The sequence below is a fragment of the Sphingomonas sediminicola genome (assembly GCF_014489515.1).
GTDB classification, from domain to species: domain Bacteria; phylum Pseudomonadota; class Alphaproteobacteria; order Sphingomonadales; family Sphingomonadaceae; genus Sphingomicrobium; species Sphingomicrobium sediminicola.
Genome location: NZ_CP060782.1, coordinates 2,245,721 through 2,263,502 on the forward strand (window position 1 = coordinate 2,245,721; position 17,782 = coordinate 2,263,502).

Genomic DNA, 17,782 nt, shown 5'->3' on the forward strand with positions numbered 1-17,782 from the left:
GACAATTATCCTTCGTTGCCGATGATTTCGACACGGGGGATCGGCACGATGAATTTCCCGCCCTTGGCGAGGAATTCAGATTGCTGCTGCACGATCTCGTCCCTGAAGTTCCAGGCGAGAATGAGCAGGAAATCGGGTCGGTCGGCCGCAATCCGATCCGGTGACACGACGGGAATCCGCATTCCGGGCGTATAGCGCCCCTGCTTGAGCTCGTTGCGGTCAGCAATCCACTCGAGCGTGTCCGGCCCGATGCGGAAATAGTTGAGGAGCGTGTTGCCCTTCGCCGGCGCCGAATAGCCGGCAAGCCGACGGCCCTCGCCCTTAAGCCTTTCGAGCAGGCTCATCAGCTCGGAACGGATGGCGTGGACACGCTCGACATGGCGATCGTAGGCCTCCTTCGTGAACAGACCCGCTGCCTTCTCGCGTTCGAGATAGGCGGTGACCGCAGCGGAGGGCTCACCAACTCGGCTGAGCGTACAGCGCATCGATCCACCATGGATCGGCAGCTCCTCAAGTTCGACCAGCTTGAACCCGAATTTCCTGCCAAGTGCGACAAGCGAAGCGGCCGTAAAGGTCGACAGATGCTCGTGATAGACGGTGTCGAACTCGTTGAGCTCGATGCAGGTGAGAGCCTGCGGCAGCTCCAGCACGAAACTTCCCTCGGGGTCCAGCAGGGTCGCCACACCAGCCATGAAGTCGTCTAGATTGTCGATGTGATTGAACGTGTTCGTGCAAACGATCACGCGCGCCGGTCCGTACTGGTCCCGGATGCGCACGGCTGATTCCGCCGTGAAATATTCGTTGAAGACCTCGACCCCGCGATCGCGGGCGAATTGGGAAATGTTCGCGGACGGATCGACGCCGAGAACCCGCATGCCCTCGCCCAGGCAGGCGGCGAGAAGCAATCCGTCATTGCTTCCGATGTCGACCACAAGCTGGCCTGGCGCGGTCACCAACTTCTCGCGGAACTGGTGCGCGAGCGCAGCGAAGTGCGCCGGCATGGTCGTAGTTGCCGACGGCATGTAGACATAGTCGACGTAGAAGTCCGCCGGCAGCGGATCCGGGATCTGAATCAGGCCGCAATCCAGGCAGGCATGGCTTTCCAGCGGGAACAGCACGTCCGGCTTGTCGAGGTTCTCAGGCCTGACAAAGGCGTTCGCCGCCGGATGGTCGCCCATCGGGAGGAAGCAATACATGTTGGTACTGTCGCAGGCGCGACAAACGGTCTTTCCAAGCATCAGCGACCCCTTTGCGATCGTTTTCCGACGTCGCGGACGACGTCCAAAGTCTGTTGAGCAAGCTTTTCCCAGCGGAGCGCTTCTCCCCGCTCGCGCGCCTTCCGGCGTAGGTCGGCGCGGAGATTGTCATCCGAAAGCACTGCCTGGATCGCTTCGACCAGCGAGTCGACGCTGGGCTCGATCATGTAGGCGTACCCGCCCGCAACCTCGCCGAGACCGCCGCGATTGGCAGCAATGACTGCGGTCCCTGCCGCCATCGCCTCGGTCGTGGTCATCGACCATCCTTCATTCTCCGACGGGTGAATGAAGATGTCCGCGGCTGCATATATCGGCGCCAGGTCCGAATGATGTTCCACGACCCCTTCGGTTTGGACCACGTCGTTTTCGACACCCAGGTCGCGGATCAGCTTTTCGAGCGGGACATCGCCCCTGTAGGGCCCGAACAGGAGCAGGCCGTGCGGCCACTTCCCTTCTTTCCGCAGGCGGGCGAATGCCTTGATCAGCATCGGGATATTCCGTCGCGGCGATCCCTTGCCTACGAACAGCAAATACGGCCGGTCCGAACCGAAGAAGCGCTTGCGTGTAGCCGACAACAGGCCGGGCTGGTCGTCCATCGGATGGAAGGCTTCGTCCGCCCCCTGGTGAACGATGTGAAGCCGATCTTTCGGAACGCCATAATATTCTTCGACAGCGCGTCTCGTTTTTTCACCCGGAACGATGACTGCATCGGCGCGCCGGGCACAGTGCTTGTAGAGCCGCGCGTAAGTCTGACGGTAAAGCCAGCTATGCGCAGCCGGCTCCGTCTCGTTGACGCTGTGCGTCGCGACAACAAGCCGTCCACGATAGCCGAGCGGCGCCGAGTAGGCCGGGCAAAACAGCACATCGTGGTCGGCGGCGGCGGGACCGAGGCGCAGCGTTTCCCAGGGCAAGCCCGGCATGCGGCTTTCAAGCAGGACCGTCCGGATGCGTGGCCAGGCTCCCGCCAGTCGCTCGTTCAGGGCCGCCGAACGAAGAGACTCAGCTCCTCGCCGTCAGCCAGCTGCTCGTTCCAGTACCCAAGGATGTATTCCAGGTAGCGCCCGACGCCGAATGGCTGGCCGGCGAGCCGCTGCCCGTTGAACGCAATGCGCATGGGTTACCACTGCCCGGCAAAGTCGCGAAAGCGCTCATGAACGTAGGCGAGATCGGTCTCGCTCAGACCGTGATGGCAGGCGACCAACATGCCGCTTCGCATGACCCGATCGGCATTGGGATAGCCGCCCGAAGCCTCACGCCGAACGATGTCGCGATATCCCGGCTGGCGAAGGATATTGCCCGTGAAGACCGTCCGCGTCTGGATTCCACAACCCTCGAGATATGTCTGCAATTGACGCCGGGTGAACGGGGCCTCGTCACGCAGGATCAGTGGTAAAGCCAGCCAACCCGTGCGGCTGTCCTCGCATTGCCGCGGAAGGGTGAACCAGTCGGCATAGTCGGAGAAGAAAGCGAGGTGAGCGTCGAAATTGGCGACGCGGGCGTCGATGTTCGACTGCAGCCGGCCAAGCTGGACGAGCCCGAATGCAGCTCCGATCTCCGACGGCTCCAGGTTGTAACCAATCCGCTCGAACACGAACTTTGCATCGTAGGGAATGCCTTCGAGCGTTACCCCGAATCGATGCTCGGGATTCTCGGAATCCACGAACAAGGACGAGCTTCGTCCCCAACTCCGCAGAAGCTTCGCCTCTTCGGCCCAGTCGTCCCTGTTGACGCACAGCATTCCGCCATTGCCGGCGCAGTTGATCACGTGCGAGCCATAGAAGCTCGTCGTGCTGATGTGAGACCGCGTTCCCGTGCTGGACCCACGCAGGGTTGCTCCTAGCGTATCGGCGGAATCCTCGACGACCAGCAGGTCATGCGCGGCGGCGAGCTCGGCCAGGCGATCCCAGTCAGGCAGGTTTCCGATCAGCGATGGGACCATCATGGCCCGGGTATTCGGGCCGATCATCGCCTCGACCTGCTCGACGTCGACATTGAAAGTATCCGGTTCGACGTCGACGAAGGCCGGCACGAGGCCGTTCTTTACGATCGGCGCCACCGTTGTCGCGAAGGTCAGTGCAGGCGTGATTACCTCGGCTCCGACCGGGAGACCGAGCAGCTCGACCGCGAGGTAGTTTGCGCTGGACCCCGAATTGACCATGATCCCGTGGTCCTTGGCGAACAGGGCCGCTACCGACGCTTCCATCTTCCGAACGTTCGCGCCCATCTGCGTCGATGTGCGCAGGACTTCGACGACCGCCGCGATCTCCTCCTCGCCGTGGACGGTCCGCCCGTATGGGACGCGAATGGCGGGCGCTCCGCCCGGCTGACTTGCCGTCGCCGCAGAAGCTCGCGTCGAACTCATTGGCAACGTTCCTCCTGTTCGGTGAGCAGCTGTTCGTACGCTGCAATCTGTTGGTCGGTGACTGCGACAGGCGACCCTTCGGCTGCCTCGCGATACCATTCGGCGGTCATATCGAGCGCTCGTGACAGGCCTAGTGCAGGCCGCCACCCGAGTTCGTTGCGAGCTTTCGTGCAGTCGAGACGCAGGACGGCTGCCTCGTGCGGCCCAGTCTGTTCGGACTGATATGCGACCTTCAGCTCTGGCCAGCGGCCGCGGAGCTGCTCGACCAGTTCGCGGACCGGGACAATCTCGTCTTCAGACGGACCGAAATTCCATGCTCCGGAGAATCGGTGACCCTCCGTCGCAGCGCGATGCCCAAGCAGGAGGTAGCCGCCGAGCGGCTCCAGAACGTGCTGCCAGGGACGGACGGCTCCCGGACGGCGAATGACGGCAGTCGCGCCCGTCTCTGCCGCGCGGGCGAGGTCGGGGACTATCCGGTCGACGGCCCAGTCGCCGCCACCGATGACATTGCCGGCGCGCCCGCTTGCGACCGTGCAGCGGGAGGTTTCGAAGAACGAACGCGCGTAGGCCGAAGTCACCAGTTCGGCTGCACCTTTCGAGGCGCTGTACGGATCGTGACCGCCCATCGGGTCAGTCTCGCTAAACGGCGTCGAGCGTCCGTCATTCTCATAGCATTTGTCGCTGGTGATGATCACCACCGCCTTGATCGACGGGAAGCCACGGATTGCTTCCAGCAGGTGCGCGGTTCCCATCACGTTCGTCGCAAAGGTCTCGACCGGAAAGTCGTAGGATGGGCGGACCAAGGATTGCGCGGCCATGTGAAAGACTATCTCGGGCTCGGCCTCCCGGACAGCCGCCTGCAGATGTGCAAGGTCGCGGACGTCGCCTTCCAAAGAATGCATCCGGTCGGAGATCCGCGCCTGGAGGAACAAGCTTCGGCTTTCCGGCGGCAAGGCATAGCCCGTCGTCTTTGAGCCGAGGCGCTCCAGCCATGCGCACAGCCATGCGCCCTTGAAGCCCGTGTGGCCGGTGACCAGGACTCGCCTGCCGGAATAGGCCTTCAGAGCGTCTGCGATCATGGCTTGCAGACCCAGGGCGGATTGCCGGACTGCCACAGCTCCTCCAGCAGCTGCTTCTCGCGAAGCGTGTCCATCGGCTGGAAGAAACCGGAATGACGAAAGGCCTGCAGCTGGCCGTCGGCGGCTATCCGCTCGAGCACGTCCCTTTCCAGCGAGCTTTCAGGGCCTTCGATATAATCGAGGATCTCCGGCTCGAAGACGAAGAAGCCGCCGTTGATCCAGTCGGTGTCGGTCTGCGGCTTTTCAGAGAATGCCGCAACATGGTCGCCTTCCAGCTTGAGCAGACCAAAGCGCGCGGGCGGGTGAACGGCTGTAACGGTTGCCAGTTTTCCGTGGCTCCGGTGGAAGGCGACCAACTGGTCGAGCGCGACGCTGCTGAGACCATCGCCATAGGTGCACATGAACGGGCCGTCGCCGACATAATCACGCAGCGCCAAGAGGCGGCCGCCAGTCATCGCGTCACGCCCGGTGTCGATCGCATGGACCCGCCAGTCTGGCGGTGCTCCGCCGACCATCTCGACGTCGCCGGATTTCAGCGAAACGATCAAGTCCTGAGCGTGATAGCAGAAGTCGGCGAAGTACTTCTTGATGACCTCACCGCGGTAACCGCAGGCAACGTAGAAGTCGTTGAAACCGAACGCCGCGTAATGGCACATGACATGGTAGAGAATTGGCCGCTCGCCAATCTCGACCATAGGTTTCGGTTTCTGGGCAGTCTCTTCCGAGATGCGGGTGCCATACCCGCCTGCCAGAATGACGACTTTCATTGGAACCCCGCCAGCGACGTAGCCGGCAGCTTATGCCAAATTGGCGGCAAGGGAAGGCTAGTGTCCCAATTGCCCCATTACGACACGCTTCAGGGGGTGGTGCCCAGGGACGGAATCGAACCGCCGACACCGTGATTTTCAGTCACGTGCTCTACCAACTGAGCTACCTGGGCTCTCGTGACCGGCGGGCCGCCCGTCCAAGCGACGCGCTCCCTAACCTTCGTGGTCTTCACTGTCCACCCCGGGATCGGCCTTGGGACCGGGAATCCGATAGCCCCCGCCCAGCCATCGAAGGAGGTCTCGGTCCTTGCATCCGCGCGAGCAGAATGGAGCATGCTCGACGGACGGTGGCTTCCGGCAAATCGGGCAGGACTTGGAGTCAGACGTTTTGCGCATACCCGCCATGGATGGGGAGCGATTGGTCGCTTCGCAAGGTAACCCCGCCGCCGATCTGTCTCGCAAGGGCGTCGATCCAGGCCACATTGCGCTCGAAGACGGCGGATATTGACGGATGGGCGACAAGGCAGGTCGCCCCAGTTCGATCCATCGCGACTTTTCGAAGGAGCACCCGCGCTTCAAACGGAGCCCGGTCGGACGCCAGCTCGAACGTCGACGCGCGCGCTCGCACGCGAACTATTTGAATGAAGCCGAACCCATTCATCGCCGTGCGCTCGAACGGCAGCGGAAGGTTCGCATCGATCGCGGCTCCAACCGCTTGTCGCTGGTCTTTTCCAGCAATCGTTGGAAGGTCGATCCCAATCGACCCGCCGATTCCGTGCCGAAGGATCATACGAGCCGCCGCAACCGCGGACGCGACGGCAAGGTCGAACGGAGGTAGACGCCCATCGACGTCGATCAGCGTCATTGCCGGCGTCAGTGAGATGCGAAGCTCACCACCTTCGAACCGGACGATGCCGCTTCGCGCCTCTTCGATCAGGTCCGACCATCCCGCTCGCTCGAGCCGATCCTCGGGTGACGGGAACGGAAGGACTTCAGCGTCCATTGGCTGTGCTGGACGTAGTGGTTCGTCAGTCAGCCGGGCCAGCGGCCTCTTCCATGGTTCGATGCCTGGGATCCGCTCACGCGTGATCTCGATCCGAATGAGCGCGCCTTCGGTAACACCAGGCGCGCCCTTGGGGAGGAGGTATTGCTGACACCCCACCTGCGCGACGGCAGGGAAGCCCGTCTCGATCAGCCGACCCTCGAGAATTGCCCCGGCCGGCTCAACACCTTCGAGAAGGACGCGCGCTTCGACGATCTCACCGGCATGGATGCGTACCGAGCGGGTCTCACCGATCCCGCGCTCGACGACCCATTCAGGCAATTGGATATCCCGCGGACTTCAACAGCAAACGTGTCTCGGCAAGGGAAGGCCGACCACATTCGAATAGCTGCCGGCGATCTGGCGCACGTACACCTCGCCATAGCCCTGAAGGGCGTAGCCCCCGGCCTTGCCGCGCCATTCGCCGTGACTGGCGTAATAGTCCATCTCATCGTCCGACAGCCGCTTCATCGCGATCATGGTCTCGCCGAGCCGTGTACGAAGCGGTTGGCCCGGAGCCGCCAACGCGATGCCTGTCAGGACCCGATGGCGGCGCCCGGAAAGCAATCGCATGCAAACGCGAAGCGTGGCCTCATCCTCCACTTTGGGCAGAATGCGCCGTCCCACGGCAACGACGGTGTCGGCTGCCAGAACCAGATCGTTTGGATGCTCTGCGGCGATCGCCATGGCCTTCTCGCGCGCAAGGCGAAGGGCATGATCGCGCGGAAGCTCGCCCGCCGGGACACTCTCGTCGATATCGGCGGGGACGATCTCGTCGGGAATCACACCGATGCGCGCAAGCAGGTCGAGCCTGCGCGGGCTGGCGGAAGCGAGGATCAGACGCATGCCGCCGCCCTAGGGCGGGGCGGAGGCCCGCTGCGGCCCGGCATGAAGCGATAAGTGATCCGGCCCTTGGTCAGGTCGTACGGCGTCATTTCGACCAGCACTTCGTCACCGGTCAGCACGCGGATGCGGTTCTTACGCATCTTGCCTGCGGTATGCCCCAGGATCTCATGGCCGTTCTCGAGCCGCACGCGGAACATCGCATTGGGCAGCAGTTCGACCACCTGCCCGCGCATCTCGAGAAGTTCTTCCTTAGCCAAACGATTTCCTCTTCGGGTCGGTAAAAAGTCGCGGAGCCTTACTAGCGCAAACTTCAAAAGTGAAGGTGGTGCATCAGACCGTGAAAACAGTCGAACCCGTCGTCTTGCGCGCTTCGAGAGCGCGATGCGCCTCGGCGGCATCCTTGAGCGGGAAGGTTTGACCGATCTCGATTTTCACTTTGCCCGACAGCACCATGTCGAAAAGTTCTTTGGCCGACTGCTCGAGCTCCTCGCGCTTGGCGATATAGTGGAACAGGGTTGGCCGTGTCAGGAACAGCGATCCTTTTTGCGCAAGCAGGTTTGGCGGGATCGGGTCCGGCGACCCGGAAGCGTTCCCGTAGCTGACCATCAGCCCGCGAGGGTGCAGACAATCGAGCGACCTGAGAAACGTATCCTTGCCGACTGAATCGTAGACGACCGGCAGCTTCGCACCGCCGGTGATGCGCTCGACCTCGGCGACGAAATCCTGCCGCGTGTAAATGATCGGATGGTCGCAGCCGTGTGTACGCGCCATCTCCGCCTTCTCGTCGGTCGACACTGTGCCGATGACCGTCGCGCCGATGGCCCTGGCCCATTGGCACATGATCAGGCCGACGCCGCCAGCGGCCGCATGGACGAGGATCGTCTCGCCGGTTTGGACCGCATGGACTCCGCGCAGGAGCATCCGGACGGTCATGCCCTGCAACATCATCGCGGCAGCCTGTTGGAACGGAATTTCGTCCGGCAACTTCACGAGGCGCTCGGCGTCGATCAGCCGCTCTTCCGCATAGCCGCCGGTCGGCCCGGCATAAGCGACGCGATCACCCGGCATGAGGCCGGTTACGTTCTCCCCGACTGCTTCAACCGTCCCCGCGCCCTCGGTGCCAGGCGTGAAGGGCAGTTGCTGCGGATACAGGCCGGTGCGGTGGTAGACGTCGATGTAGTTCAGCCCGACGGCTTGCTGGCGCAACCGGACCTGACCCGGTCCCGGATCGCCAACCTCTACCTCTTCCCAGTGCAGGACTTCAGGCCCGCCGGCCTCGTGAACCCGGATAGCGTGAACCATGGCGCGCCTCTGCGCCTGCTCGAGAACAAAGAAAAGCCCCGCCGCGGCAGTGCCGGGCGGGCCGTTCTTCAGATCCGGTCGGCGCTCAGCCGGCCCCGTGACCAGCCAGAGCCGCGAGCAGGAGCAGCGCGACGATGTTGGTGATCTTGATCATCGGGTTCACGGCCGGGCCAGCGGTGTCCTTGTAGGGATCGCCGACGGTGTCACCCGTCACGGCAGCCTTGTGAGCTTCAGAGCCCTTACCGCCGTAATTGCCGTCCTCGATGTACTTCTTGGCGTTGTCCCAAGCGCCGCCGCCCGAGGTCATCGAGATGGCGACGAACAGGCCGGACACGATCACGCCGATCAGGACCGCGCCGAGCGACGCGAACGCATTCTCCGTGCCCGCAACCATGCGGATCACGAAGAAAACGACGATTGGAGTGAACACCGGGAGCAGCGACGGGATGATCATTTCCTTGATCGCCGCGCGGGTCACCAGGTCAACTGTGCGCGCGTAGTTCGGACGGACGCTGCCTTCCATGATGCCCGGATTGTCACGGAACTGGCCACGAACTTCCTCGACCACTGCGCCGCCTGCACGGCCGACGGCAGTCATGCCCATTGCGCCGAACAGATACGGAAGCAGCGCGCCCAGCAGGAGACCAACGATTACGTACGGGTTGGCGAGCGTGAAGTTGATGTCCGCATAAGCCACACCGAGATCGCCCGCGAAGGTGCGAAGGTCGGTCGTGTAGGCTGCGAACAGAACCAGCGCGCCGAGGCCCGCCGAGCCGATTGCATAGCCCTTGGTCACCGCCTTGGTGGTGTTCCCGACCGCGTCGAGAGCGTCGGTGCGTGTGCGCACGTCATCCTCGAGGCCCGCCATCTCGGCGATACCGCCGGCGTTGTCGGTGACCGGCCCATAGGCATCGAGCGCGACCACCATCCCGGCAAGCGCAAGCATGGCGGTCGCCGCGAAGGCGATGCCGATCAGGCCTGCAAGCTGATAAGACACGATGATGCCGACGCAGATGACGAGCGTCGGAAGCGCCGTCGATTCAAGGCTGATTGCCAGACCCTGGATGACGTTCGTGCCGTGGCCGGTCTGCGACGACTTGGCGATGCTCTTCACCGGACGATAACTCGTGCCGGTGTAATATTCGGTAATCCACACGAGCAGGCCCGTCACCGCGAGGCCGACGAGCATCGAATAGAACAAGTCCCAGCCGGTGAAGGCGCCGGTGAACTCACCAACCTTGGCCTGTGCGCCAACGTCGAGGCCGGCAGGCTCGCCGCCGACAGACGCGTTCAGGTCGCCGAGGACGAGCTGAGTGACGAAATAGATCGCAGGCACCGACAGCAGCGCGGTGACCCAGAAGCCCTTGTAAAGCGCGCCCATGATCGAGCCGCTCTTGCCGAGCCGGACGAAGTAGGTGCCGATGATCGAAGTGATGATGCAAACCCCTCCAATCAGCAGCGGAAGGGTCATCAGCCCGCCGACGTGGAGCGGCGTGCCGCCCACCAGCAATGCGATAAGAACCATCGTCGCACCGACGGTGACGACATACGTCTCGAAAAGGTCGGCAGCCATACCGGCGCAGTCGCCGACATTGTCGCCAACGTTGTCGGCGATCACGGCTGGGTTCCGGGGATCGTCTTCCGGGATCCCGGCCTCGACCTTGCCGACGAGGTCAGCGCCGACGTCGGCAGCCTTCGTGAAGATGCCGCCGCCGAGACGTGCGAAGATCGAAATCAGCGAAGCCCCAAATGCCAGCGCAACGAGCGCATCGGTAACCCCACGGTCGTTCGGAGCGAGACCACGAACGTCGACGAGGTAGTAGAAGAAGGTTGAGATTGCGAGCAGAGCGAGGCCCGCCACGAGCATGCCGGTGATCGCGCCCGAGCGGAACGCGATTGTCAGTCCGCCCTGCAGGCTCGTGCGAGCCGCTTCCGCAGTGCGCACGTTGGCTCGAACAGAAATGTTCATGCCGATGAACCCAGCCGCACCCGACAGCAGGGAGCCGAGCACAAAGCCCGCGGCCTGAACCGGGCCGAGGAAAATTCCAACGAGAATGGCTACGGCAACGCCGACCATTCCGATCGTCGTGTACTGGCGGCGCAGGTAGGCCGAGGCGCCTTCCTGGATGGCGCCGGCCACTTCGATCATGCGCTGGTTGCCCGCCGGCGCGTTGAGCACCTGGCGGCTCGTGAACAAGCCATAAAGCACGGCAATGAGGCCGCACCCGATCGCGATTAGAATGAGGTTCATCGAAAATTCTTCCCCGTTTTCGCGGCAATGCCGAACCGCCTGCAGGACGCAGACGGCGAACGGGGCGAGTGTTTATGGACCGAAATCGCGGCTGGCAACCGCGTTCGGCTTAGGGCTTAGTGAAGGAGCAGTGCCGTGAGGGCGCCAGAGATGAGCCCGCTAGCTGCGATCACCCATTGGCGCAGGGGAATTGCCGCGATGTTCATGACCCAAATGCTCCGGTAGCGGTACCGGACTTCCGCCGCTTGAAAGAGAGAGAAGAGATCCTTCAGCGGCGAGAGTCCCGATGCGGGCAATGGTCGTTCCGCGAGGTAAAGAAAGACTTAACGGATCGACGTCCGGAGGCATTGCCACGAGGAGCGCGTAGTCGTCACCTCCGGTCGCGGCGAACAGGCGAGCGTCGAGGCTTTCGCCACGCTCCGCGATGAATGCTTTCGACAGCGGGATCGCGTCGAGGTCAATTTCGGCATTCAGCGCACTCGCCTCGGCCAAACGCATCGCATCGAGCAACAGTCCGTCGGACACGTCCATCATTGCATGCGCATGTGGTGCCAAAACCTGACCGGGCGCGAGTAGAGGAACGGGCCGGCGATAGATATCGACCAGGGGACCGGTCGACGCGCCGTCTTCACGAAGCAATTCCAGTCCGGCGGCGGAATCTCCAAGCGTGCCGATGAGCCAAAGGACATCGCCGTCCTTTCCGCCCTTCCTGAGGGGTACTCGCTCGCCAGCCCGGCCGATGGCGGTAAGACCGAATACGCGCGGCGCTCCTGCTGGAAGTGCGATCGTATCGCCTCCGACCAACGCCAGCCCGTAGCTTTCGCAAGCTGCCTCGATTCCATCGAGGAAGCTCATGTCCCACGCGTCGTCGCCCGAAAGGGCGAGCGACAGGAGCGCCGCTGCGGGGCTCGCTCCCTTCGCCGCAAGGTCCGAGAGGTTCACTGTCACCAGCTTCCAGCCAACGCTCGCTGCCGGGTCCGCGGGCAGGAAGTGAACGCCCTCGGCGATGCTGTCGTGGGTCAGGACCAACCCATCCAGGAGGGCGGTGTCATCGGCGAGTCCCAAGGCGGCGGGACTGGTCGCAATCCGCCGGAGGCGCTGGATCGCCTGGGATTCACGCACTCGAACTACTCCGCGCGGGCCGGCCGCGCCTCTTTGGCAACTGCGTCGAGAAGCCCGTTCACGAAACCGCTCTCGCGCTTGTCATAGAACGCATGCGCAACATCGACATATTCCGAGATTACCGATCCCACTGGCACGTCCTTGCGCGCGAGGAGCTCGTAGGTGCCAGCGCGAAGGATTGCGCGCATCGGACGGTCCAGCCGATCGAGGCTCCATCCTTCGGCGAGCTTGTCGGCAATGGCGTCGTCGATCTCGATGCGGCGTGCGTCGACGCCGGTGACTACGTCGTCGAAAAAGCTCTGCTCGGCTTCAACATACTGTGCTTCCTCGATCGTCGCGCCGAGGCGATGCTCGTGGAACTCCCGGAGTAGCCGGGTAATTGGGATGCCCTCCATCTCCTGTTGGTAAAGCGCCTGCACCGCGGCAAGGCGGGCGGCGGAGCGCGAACGGGAGCGAGCAGCGGTATTCATCGCGCGGGCCTTAGCCCCGCAGGCTCAGCCGAGAAAGTCCCGAAGCGCCGATGCGACCTGATCCGGCGCTTCCCACGGCGCGAAGTGACCCGCATCCGGGAGTTTCACGACCGTCAAATCGTCCACCAACGCTTCAAGCCCTTCGAGCTGGAGCGGCAAAAGCGCCGGGTCCTTCATTCCCCACACAACGAGCGTTGGGACGTGGATCATGGGAAAGGATCGAAGCAGGAAATCGGGCACCGCAACCGTTGCGCCGGGCGGGGGTACGATAAGTTTGGTGGCCCGGTACCAGTTCAACATCGGAAGCATTCCGCCCGGCTGCGACCATTCCGCGATGTACTGCTGCTTCTCCGCTTCGGAGACGCTTGCGAGTTCGACATGGCTCATGAAGGTCTTCTGGAAGAAGGCTTCGAAGCCCATCGCCTCGATCGCCTTCTCGGCCCCAGGGACCCTGAACCAGTTGATGTACTGCGACGCCGCGCGCTGGTCCGCGTCCTCGATCAGACTCTTCTGGAAGATGAGCGGGTGCGGTGCGTTGATGATCGCAAGCTTGGTCAGCCGCGGGTCGTTGCGCATCGCTGCGGGCCAGGCGATCGCGCCGCCCCAGTCGTGCCCGACGAGCGCAAAGCGTTCGACACCGAACGCCTCGGCAAGCGCGAAGATGTCGCCGATCAATTTATCGCTCTCGTACTCATCGACATCGAGCGGACGGTCCGAGCCAGCGAAGCCGCGCTGGTCCGGCATGATCAGCCGGAAGCTGTCCTCGAGCAGCGGCGCCACGCCGCGCCATGTCCGGTGCGATTCCGGGAAGCCATGAAGAAGGATGACCGGCGGTGCGTCCTCCGGACCCGCAACAGCAACGTTCAGGGTTACCCCTGTAGAAAGCCCGACCCGCCGGAACTCCGTCACGGATAGCTTACCGTCAGCGGCACCTCGGGTAGCGGGATGAATTCGTCATGATCATCCGGCGGGAGAATGAATTCGCCAGCCCTCCACGCGCGCTTGGCTTCGTTGATCCGGTCGCGGCGCGACGACACGAAGTTCCACCAGACATGCCGCTCTCCCTCCATCGGCGCGCCGCCGCACAGCATCAGCCGCGCGCCGGCGTGCGAAGTCAGCAGCGGCAGATGACCCGGTGCCAACAAGGTGAGATGCATGGGGAGCAATTGGTTGCCGTCGACCGTCGCATCGCCCTCGATCAGATAGAGCGCCCGCTCGTCGGCTGGATGGTCGATCATCAATGCCGCCCGGGCGAGAGCGTGATCGCGGCATAGATCGTCGGGGAGTGCTGCGTGACCGGCGACTGGATGCCGAACCCCTCTCCCATGATCAGCTGCAGCCGCACTCCATCGCCCTCGACCAGCGGCAAGGCGGCGGCAGGCGTGTGTTCGAACCCAGGCTCGAGCTCCTCCTTTGCCTGGGGCAAGGCGAGCCAGGTCTGGATGCCGTCCAGCTCCGGCCCGGCCGCGCGCTCCTCGGCTGGAGACCTTTCGGAATGAGCGATTCCCCGGCCGGCGGTCATCAGGTTTACGGCACCCGGCTCGATCCGCTGGAACGTGCCGAGGCTGTCGCGGTGATCGATCGCGCCTGCGAACAGATAAGTCACCGTCGCAAGGTTTATGTGCGGATGCGGTCGCACATCGATTCCGTCGCCCGGACGGAGGCGCGCGGGCCCCATCTGATCGAAGAAGATGAAGGGGCCGACCATCGTGCGCTGCTTGCTCGGAAGCGTCCGATGGACCTTGAATCCGCCGAGGTCGTGCGTGACCGGGGCGATCGTCATGGAGATCACGGAATCCATGGCGCGTTGCCCTACGCCGTCATGAGGCCGCGAAAAAGACCCGCCGAAGTTTCCTTGTCATTTCACATGCTTAACGATTGTTCATCTGGGCTTCAGGGTCGGGACGCTTAGGCGCGCTCATCCGGGGCGTAACGAAGTGGCAGTCGCCGCGTCGGCCTCATCAGTTGGAACCAGCCTGTGTCGGGAGACGCCGTTTCCCGGAATGCTGACTCACATCATCGAAACGCAGCGGCACTCGCCGCCGCAGAAGAAAAGGGCATTTCTCGCATGCGTTTTCTGCTTGCTACGACGGGTCTTGGTGCAATTGCGGCGGCGACCGCGGCGGTTCCAGCACATGCCGAAACGGTTATCTCGACGGCGGTCACTACTCCGCAAACGACCAGCGCATCGGGCGATATCAAAATCTCTTCGACGGGCTCGGTGAAGCCCACGAGCGGCATCGGCGTCACGCTAAACACCAACAATTACGTCCGCAATGAAGGCACGATCCAGATCACCGGCGCCAACAACAGCGCGGGTGTTGTCGCCAACGCCGGAGTGACGGGCGAGATCACCAACAGCGGCACGATCACGATCGACGAGACCTATACGCCGACCGACACCGACAACGACGGCGATCTCGACGGCGCCTTCGCGCAAGGTTCGGGCCGGTGGGGCATCCATACGCTGGGCGGATTCACCGGCAATATCACGAATAGCGGCTCGATCTCGGTCAAGGGCAATCAGTCCGGGGGTATCCTCCTCGATGGCCCGCTGACAGGCAATCTCGTCAGCAGCGGCAGCATCACCGTGCTCGGCAACGACAGCTTCGGGATCAAGGCCGGCAACATCAGCGGCAACGTCTCGTTGCCCAAGGGGACGATCACGGTGCAGGGCGCCAATGCCGTTGGCGTTGCCCTAAACGGAGACATTGGCGGTTCGCTGACCATCCAGGGCACGGTCCAGTCGACCGGCTATCGCTACACCTCGGTTCCGGCCGATACGTCCAAGCTCGATGCGGACGATCTCCTGCAGGGTGGATCGGCGCTGATCGTCGCCGGGGATGTCGCCGGAGGCATCCTGTTCGACGCTCCGCCGAAGGATCTCAGCACCACCGACACCGACGAAGACGACGACGGGATCCCAGACGCGTCGGAAACCAAGGCGACGATCATCACTTTGGGCTCGGCTCCGGCGGTCCAGATCGGGTCGGCGACGGAAGCGACGAACATTGGTGCGGTCGCCAACTCCGGCGGTCGCGGAATCGTGATGAAGGGCTCGATCGTCGGCAACGGCCTCTACAAGGGCGTCGCCGGGAACGGCCTGGTGATCGGCGGGCTCGGAAACGCCGTAAACGTCGCCGGCGGGATCACGGTCGCCGGCACGATTGCGGCAACCGGTTCTGAAGCGAATGCGACGGCGCTCCGTATCGGATCCGGCGGAAACGTCCCGATCATCGAAAACAGCGGCCAGATCACCGCGACCGGCGGCGGGACCACGACGACCGGCTCGACTGCCATTCTCATCGATGCCGGTGCAAGCGTCACGACGATCAAGAACAGCGGTTCGATCATCGCGTCGCGCTCGGGCGCTGACGGCACGGCAGCAGCGATCGTCGACAAGGCCGGCACGGTCACCCTGCTCGAGAATAGCGGGTCGCTGGGCGTCGCCAATTCTTTGTCGCTGGGCGACAAAGGCATTGCCTTCGATCTCAGCGCGAACGGCGGCGGCGTTACCGTCCGCCAGCTCGTCGCAGCGACTGGTGCGGCGGCTCCGGCGATCAGCGGCCAGATGCTGTTCGGTGCGGGCAATGACGTGTTCGATGTTGCCGACGGCACGGTGTTCGGCACCGCCAAGTTCGGCGCCGGCAACAACAGCCTGTCGCTGTCGGGCGACGCGGTCTTCAACGGCGCGGTCCAGTTCGGATCGGGCAGCGATACGCTTCAGCTCGCCGGCACGTCCGTTCTTAAGGCGGACATCGACTTCGGCGGCGGCACGGACGTTCTGACCCTCGCCGGAACCTCGGCCTTCAACGGCAAGCTGAGTGGAAGCGCAGGTCTGGCCGTAAACGTCGGAACGGGCTCGACACTTAACGCGACCAATCTCGGGACCGTGAACCTGGCATCGCTGACGACCGGCGCAGGCTCGACGCTCGGCGTGACCATCGACTCTTCGACCGGCGAAGAGACCCTGTACAACGTCGCCGGTGCGGCGAACTTGGGCGCGGGATCGACGATCGATATCCACCTGCTCTCGCTTGGCGGGGTCGCGGGAACATACAAAGTTCTCCAGGCCGGCACTCTGACCGGCGCAGGCGGGCTTTCCAGCTCGGTCGAATCGCTTCCGTTCATCTTCGACAGCAGCCTGGTCACGTCGACGCCCAACGAGATTTCGGTCACGATCCGGCAGAAGACGGCCACCGAGCTCGGTCTCAACGGGTCTGAGGGCGCGATCCTGAGCGCGGTCCTCAACGCCGCCGATTCCGATGCGGCAGTCGCGGGCGTGTTCCTCGGCGTCGAAGACAGCGCGACGCTGCGCAACACTCTGCAGCAGATGCTGCCGGACCATGCGGGCGGTGCGTTCGAAACCGCGACCAAGGGTTCGCGCCTGATCAACCGCGTCTTCACCGACCCGAAAGCGCCCCTCGCGAAGCGCGGATCGCTTGGCTTCTGGATGCAGCAGGTTGCCTGGGGCGGCAGCAAGTCGATCGGCGCGTCGTCGTCCTACGATATCAGCGGATGGGGCGCGTCGGGCGGCGTCGAAACCGCAGTCGGTCCGCTCGGAAGTGTCGGCCTCTCCCTGGCTTATCTCTCCGGCAAGGACAGTCGCAACATCAACGACAACGAACTGGTCAGCAGCCAGTACGAGGGCGGCGCCTACTGGCGCGGGGCGCTCGGGCCGGTGCGGGCATTCGCACGCGCGATGGCCAGCACGCTCAACTTCGACGGCAGCCGCTTTTTCAACGGCACCGTCGGCGGAACGGCAGTCAGCCGCGAAGCCAAGGGCAAGTGGAAGGGCACGATGTGGTCGGGCGCCGCTGGCGTGTCATACGATGCGCAGTTCGGCCGCTTCTCGCTCCGTCCGACCGCCGCGATCGAATATTATTCGCTCAAGGAGAAGGGCTATACGGAGACCGGCGGCGGCGACGCGTTCGACCTGACCGTCGACAGCCGCAAGAGCACGGAGACCTCGGCCTCTGGGACGGTCGCTCTTGGCTACGAGATCATCCAGGGCCGCGGTCCGGACGAGGGCTGGTTCCGAGTCGAGCTCGAGGGCGGCCGGCGCGAGATCCTCAGCGGCAAGCTGGGAGCGACTACCGCGCGGTTCGGCGACGGCGATCCGTTCACGCTGACTCCCGAAAAGCGGACGAGCGGCTGGGTCGGCGGCCTCCGCCTGATGGGCGGCGGATCGGGCATCGCGGTCACCGGCGAAGTCAATGCCGAGGAGCTTCAGAGCAAGATGTCGCTCGGCGGCCGCCTAGGCCTCCAGTTCACCTTCTAGGCGA

The 17,782-nt window shown here is 63.6% G+C and carries 16 protein-coding genes, 1 tRNA gene and 1 pseudogene; 1 reads left to right on the forward strand and 17 read right to left on the reverse strand.

The features are described from left to right. Nucleotides 1–5: 5 nt before the first annotated feature. From H9L14_RS12075 to H9L14_RS12155, 17 genes and pseudogenes are all read right to left on the reverse strand, one after another. Complete coding sequence (locus H9L14_RS12075) at nt 6–1,238, reverse strand: class I SAM-dependent methyltransferase (protein ID WP_187708286.1); 1,233 nt, start codon at nt 1,236–1,238, stop codon at nt 6–8. Then, nucleotides 1,238–2,176, reverse strand: a complete 939-nt coding sequence (locus H9L14_RS12080) for a glycosyltransferase family 4 protein (RefSeq protein ID WP_187708287.1) — start codon at nt 2,174–2,176, stop codon at nt 1,238–1,240. Before H9L14_RS12080 ends, H9L14_RS12075 begins: the two co-directional genes overlap by 1 nt. Before the next feature lie 56 nt (nt 2,177–2,232). Continuing rightward, entirely contained in the window at nt 2,233–2,370 is a 138-nt protein-coding gene (locus tag H9L14_RS12085) for a hypothetical protein (protein ID WP_187708288.1), read from the reverse strand. Between the two features lie 3 nt (nt 2,371–2,373). Continuing rightward, nucleotides 2,374–3,618 carry a DegT/DnrJ/EryC1/StrS family aminotransferase gene (locus tag H9L14_RS12090; protein WP_246444170.1) on the reverse strand — a complete coding sequence of 415 codons (1,245 nt, stop codon included), beginning with the start codon at nt 3,616–3,618 and terminating at the stop codon, nt 2,374–2,376. After that, complete coding sequence (gene rfbG / locus H9L14_RS12095; protein WP_187708289.1) at nt 3,615–4,697, reverse strand: CDP-glucose 4,6-dehydratase; 1,083 nt, start codon at nt 4,695–4,697, stop codon at nt 3,615–3,617. The genes H9L14_RS12090 and rfbG overlap by 4 nt, the downstream gene beginning before the upstream one ends. Then, nucleotides 4,694–5,464 carry a glucose-1-phosphate cytidylyltransferase gene (rfbF, locus tag H9L14_RS12100; RefSeq protein ID WP_187708290.1) on the reverse strand — a complete coding sequence of 257 codons (771 nt, stop codon included), beginning with the start codon at nt 5,462–5,464 and terminating at the stop codon, nt 4,694–4,696. Before rfbF ends, rfbG begins: the two co-directional genes overlap by 4 nt. Before the next feature lie 97 nt (nt 5,465–5,561). After that, nucleotides 5,562–5,637: transfer RNA gene (locus tag H9L14_RS12105), tRNA-Phe, on the reverse strand. 40 nt (nt 5,638–5,677) lie between these two features. Then, complete coding sequence (locus H9L14_RS12110) at nt 5,678–5,947, reverse strand: DNA gyrase inhibitor YacG (protein ID WP_425506882.1); 270 nt, start codon at nt 5,945–5,947, stop codon at nt 5,678–5,680. Then, nucleotides 5,844–6,788 (reverse strand): ribonuclease, encoded by a 945-nt coding sequence (locus H9L14_RS12115; protein WP_187708292.1) that lies wholly within the window; start codon nt 6,786–6,788, stop codon nt 5,844–5,846. Before H9L14_RS12115 ends, H9L14_RS12110 begins: the two co-directional genes overlap by 104 nt. Nucleotides 6,789–6,806: 18 nt before the next feature. Next, entirely contained in the window at nt 6,807–7,352 is a 546-nt protein-coding gene (locus H9L14_RS12120; RefSeq protein ID WP_187708293.1) for a Maf family protein, read from the reverse strand. Beyond that, complete coding sequence (infA, locus tag H9L14_RS12125) at nt 7,343–7,609, reverse strand: translation initiation factor IF-1 (RefSeq protein ID WP_187708294.1); 267 nt, start codon at nt 7,607–7,609, stop codon at nt 7,343–7,345. The genes H9L14_RS12120 and infA overlap by 10 nt, the downstream gene beginning before the upstream one ends. Before the next feature lie 73 nt (nt 7,610–7,682). After that, entirely contained in the window at nt 7,683–8,654 is a 972-nt protein-coding gene (locus H9L14_RS12130; protein WP_187708295.1) for a quinone oxidoreductase family protein, read from the reverse strand. A gap of 85 nt (nt 8,655–8,739) precedes the next feature. Then, on the reverse strand, nt 8,740–10,905 hold the full coding sequence (locus H9L14_RS12135; protein WP_187708296.1) for a sodium-translocating pyrophosphatase: 2,166 nt from the start codon (nt 10,903–10,905) through the stop codon (nt 8,740–8,742). A 159-nt stretch (nt 10,906–11,064) separates the two neighbouring features. Beyond that, nucleotides 11,065–12,027 (reverse strand): thiamine-phosphate kinase, encoded by a 963-nt coding sequence (thiL, locus tag H9L14_RS12140; RefSeq protein WP_187708297.1) that lies wholly within the window; start codon nt 12,025–12,027, stop codon nt 11,065–11,067. 5 nt (nt 12,028–12,032) lie between these two features. Beyond that, entirely contained in the window at nt 12,033–12,497 is a 465-nt protein-coding gene (gene nusB, locus H9L14_RS12145; RefSeq protein ID WP_187708298.1) for a transcription antitermination factor NusB, read from the reverse strand. A gap of 24 nt (nt 12,498–12,521) precedes the next feature. Then, on the reverse strand, nt 12,522–13,406 hold the full coding sequence (locus H9L14_RS12150) for an alpha/beta fold hydrolase (RefSeq protein WP_187708299.1): 885 nt from the start codon (nt 13,404–13,406) through the stop codon (nt 12,522–12,524). Continuing rightward, nucleotides 13,403–14,298: pseudogene (locus H9L14_RS12155) on the reverse strand (pirin family protein). The gene H9L14_RS12150 and the pseudogene H9L14_RS12155 overlap by 4 nt, the downstream one beginning before the upstream one ends. 267 nt (nt 14,299–14,565) lie before the next feature. Between H9L14_RS12155 and H9L14_RS12160 the strand changes: the two are divergent. Further along, nucleotides 14,566–17,778, forward strand: a complete 3,213-nt coding sequence (locus tag H9L14_RS12160) for an autotransporter outer membrane beta-barrel domain-containing protein (protein WP_187708300.1) — start codon at nt 14,566–14,568, stop codon at nt 17,776–17,778. Nucleotides 17,779–17,782: the final 4 nt, after the last annotated feature.

Bases quoted from the DNA above. Each gene is read 5' to 3' on its own strand.
- H9L14_RS12090 (WP_246444170.1), bottom strand. From the start codon at position 3,618: ATGAGTTCGACGCGAGCTTCTGCGGCGACGGCAAGTCAGCCGGGCGGA.
- H9L14_RS12130 (WP_187708295.1), bottom strand. From the start codon at position 8,654: ATGGTTCACGCTATCCGGGTTCACGAGGCCGGCGGGCCTGAAGTCCTG.
- H9L14_RS12120 (WP_187708293.1), bottom strand. From the start codon at position 7,352: ATGCGTCTGATCCTCGCTTCCGCCAGCCCGCGCAGGCTCGACCTGCTT.
- rfbF (WP_187708290.1), bottom strand. From the start codon at position 5,464: ATGAAAGTCGTCATTCTGGCAGGCGGGTATGGCACCCGCATCTCGGAA.
- nusB (WP_187708298.1), bottom strand. From the start codon at position 12,497: ATGAATACCGCTGCTCGCTCCCGTTCGCGCTCCGCCGCCCGCCTTGCC.
- H9L14_RS12080 (WP_187708287.1), bottom strand. From the start codon at position 2,176: ATGCCGGGCTTGCCCTGGGAAACGCTGCGCCTCGGTCCCGCCGCCGCC.
- H9L14_RS12085 (WP_187708288.1), bottom strand. From the start codon at position 2,370: ATGCGCATTGCGTTCAACGGGCAGCGGCTCGCCGGCCAGCCATTCGGC.
- H9L14_RS12075 (WP_187708286.1), bottom strand. From the start codon at position 1,238: ATGCTTGGAAAGACCGTTTGTCGCGCCTGCGACAGTACCAACATGTAT.
- H9L14_RS12160 (WP_187708300.1), top strand. From the start codon at position 14,566: ATGCGTTTTCTGCTTGCTACGACGGGTCTTGGTGCAATTGCGGCGGCG.
- rfbG (WP_187708289.1), bottom strand. From the start codon at position 4,697: ATGATCGCAGACGCTCTGAAGGCCTATTCCGGCAGGCGAGTCCTGGTC.
- H9L14_RS12135 (WP_187708296.1), bottom strand. From the start codon at position 10,905: ATGAACCTCATTCTAATCGCGATCGGGTGCGGCCTCATTGCCGTGCTT.
- H9L14_RS12110 (WP_425506882.1), bottom strand. From the start codon at position 5,947: ATGTGGCCTGGATCGACGCCCTTGCGAGACAGATCGGCGGCGGGGTTA.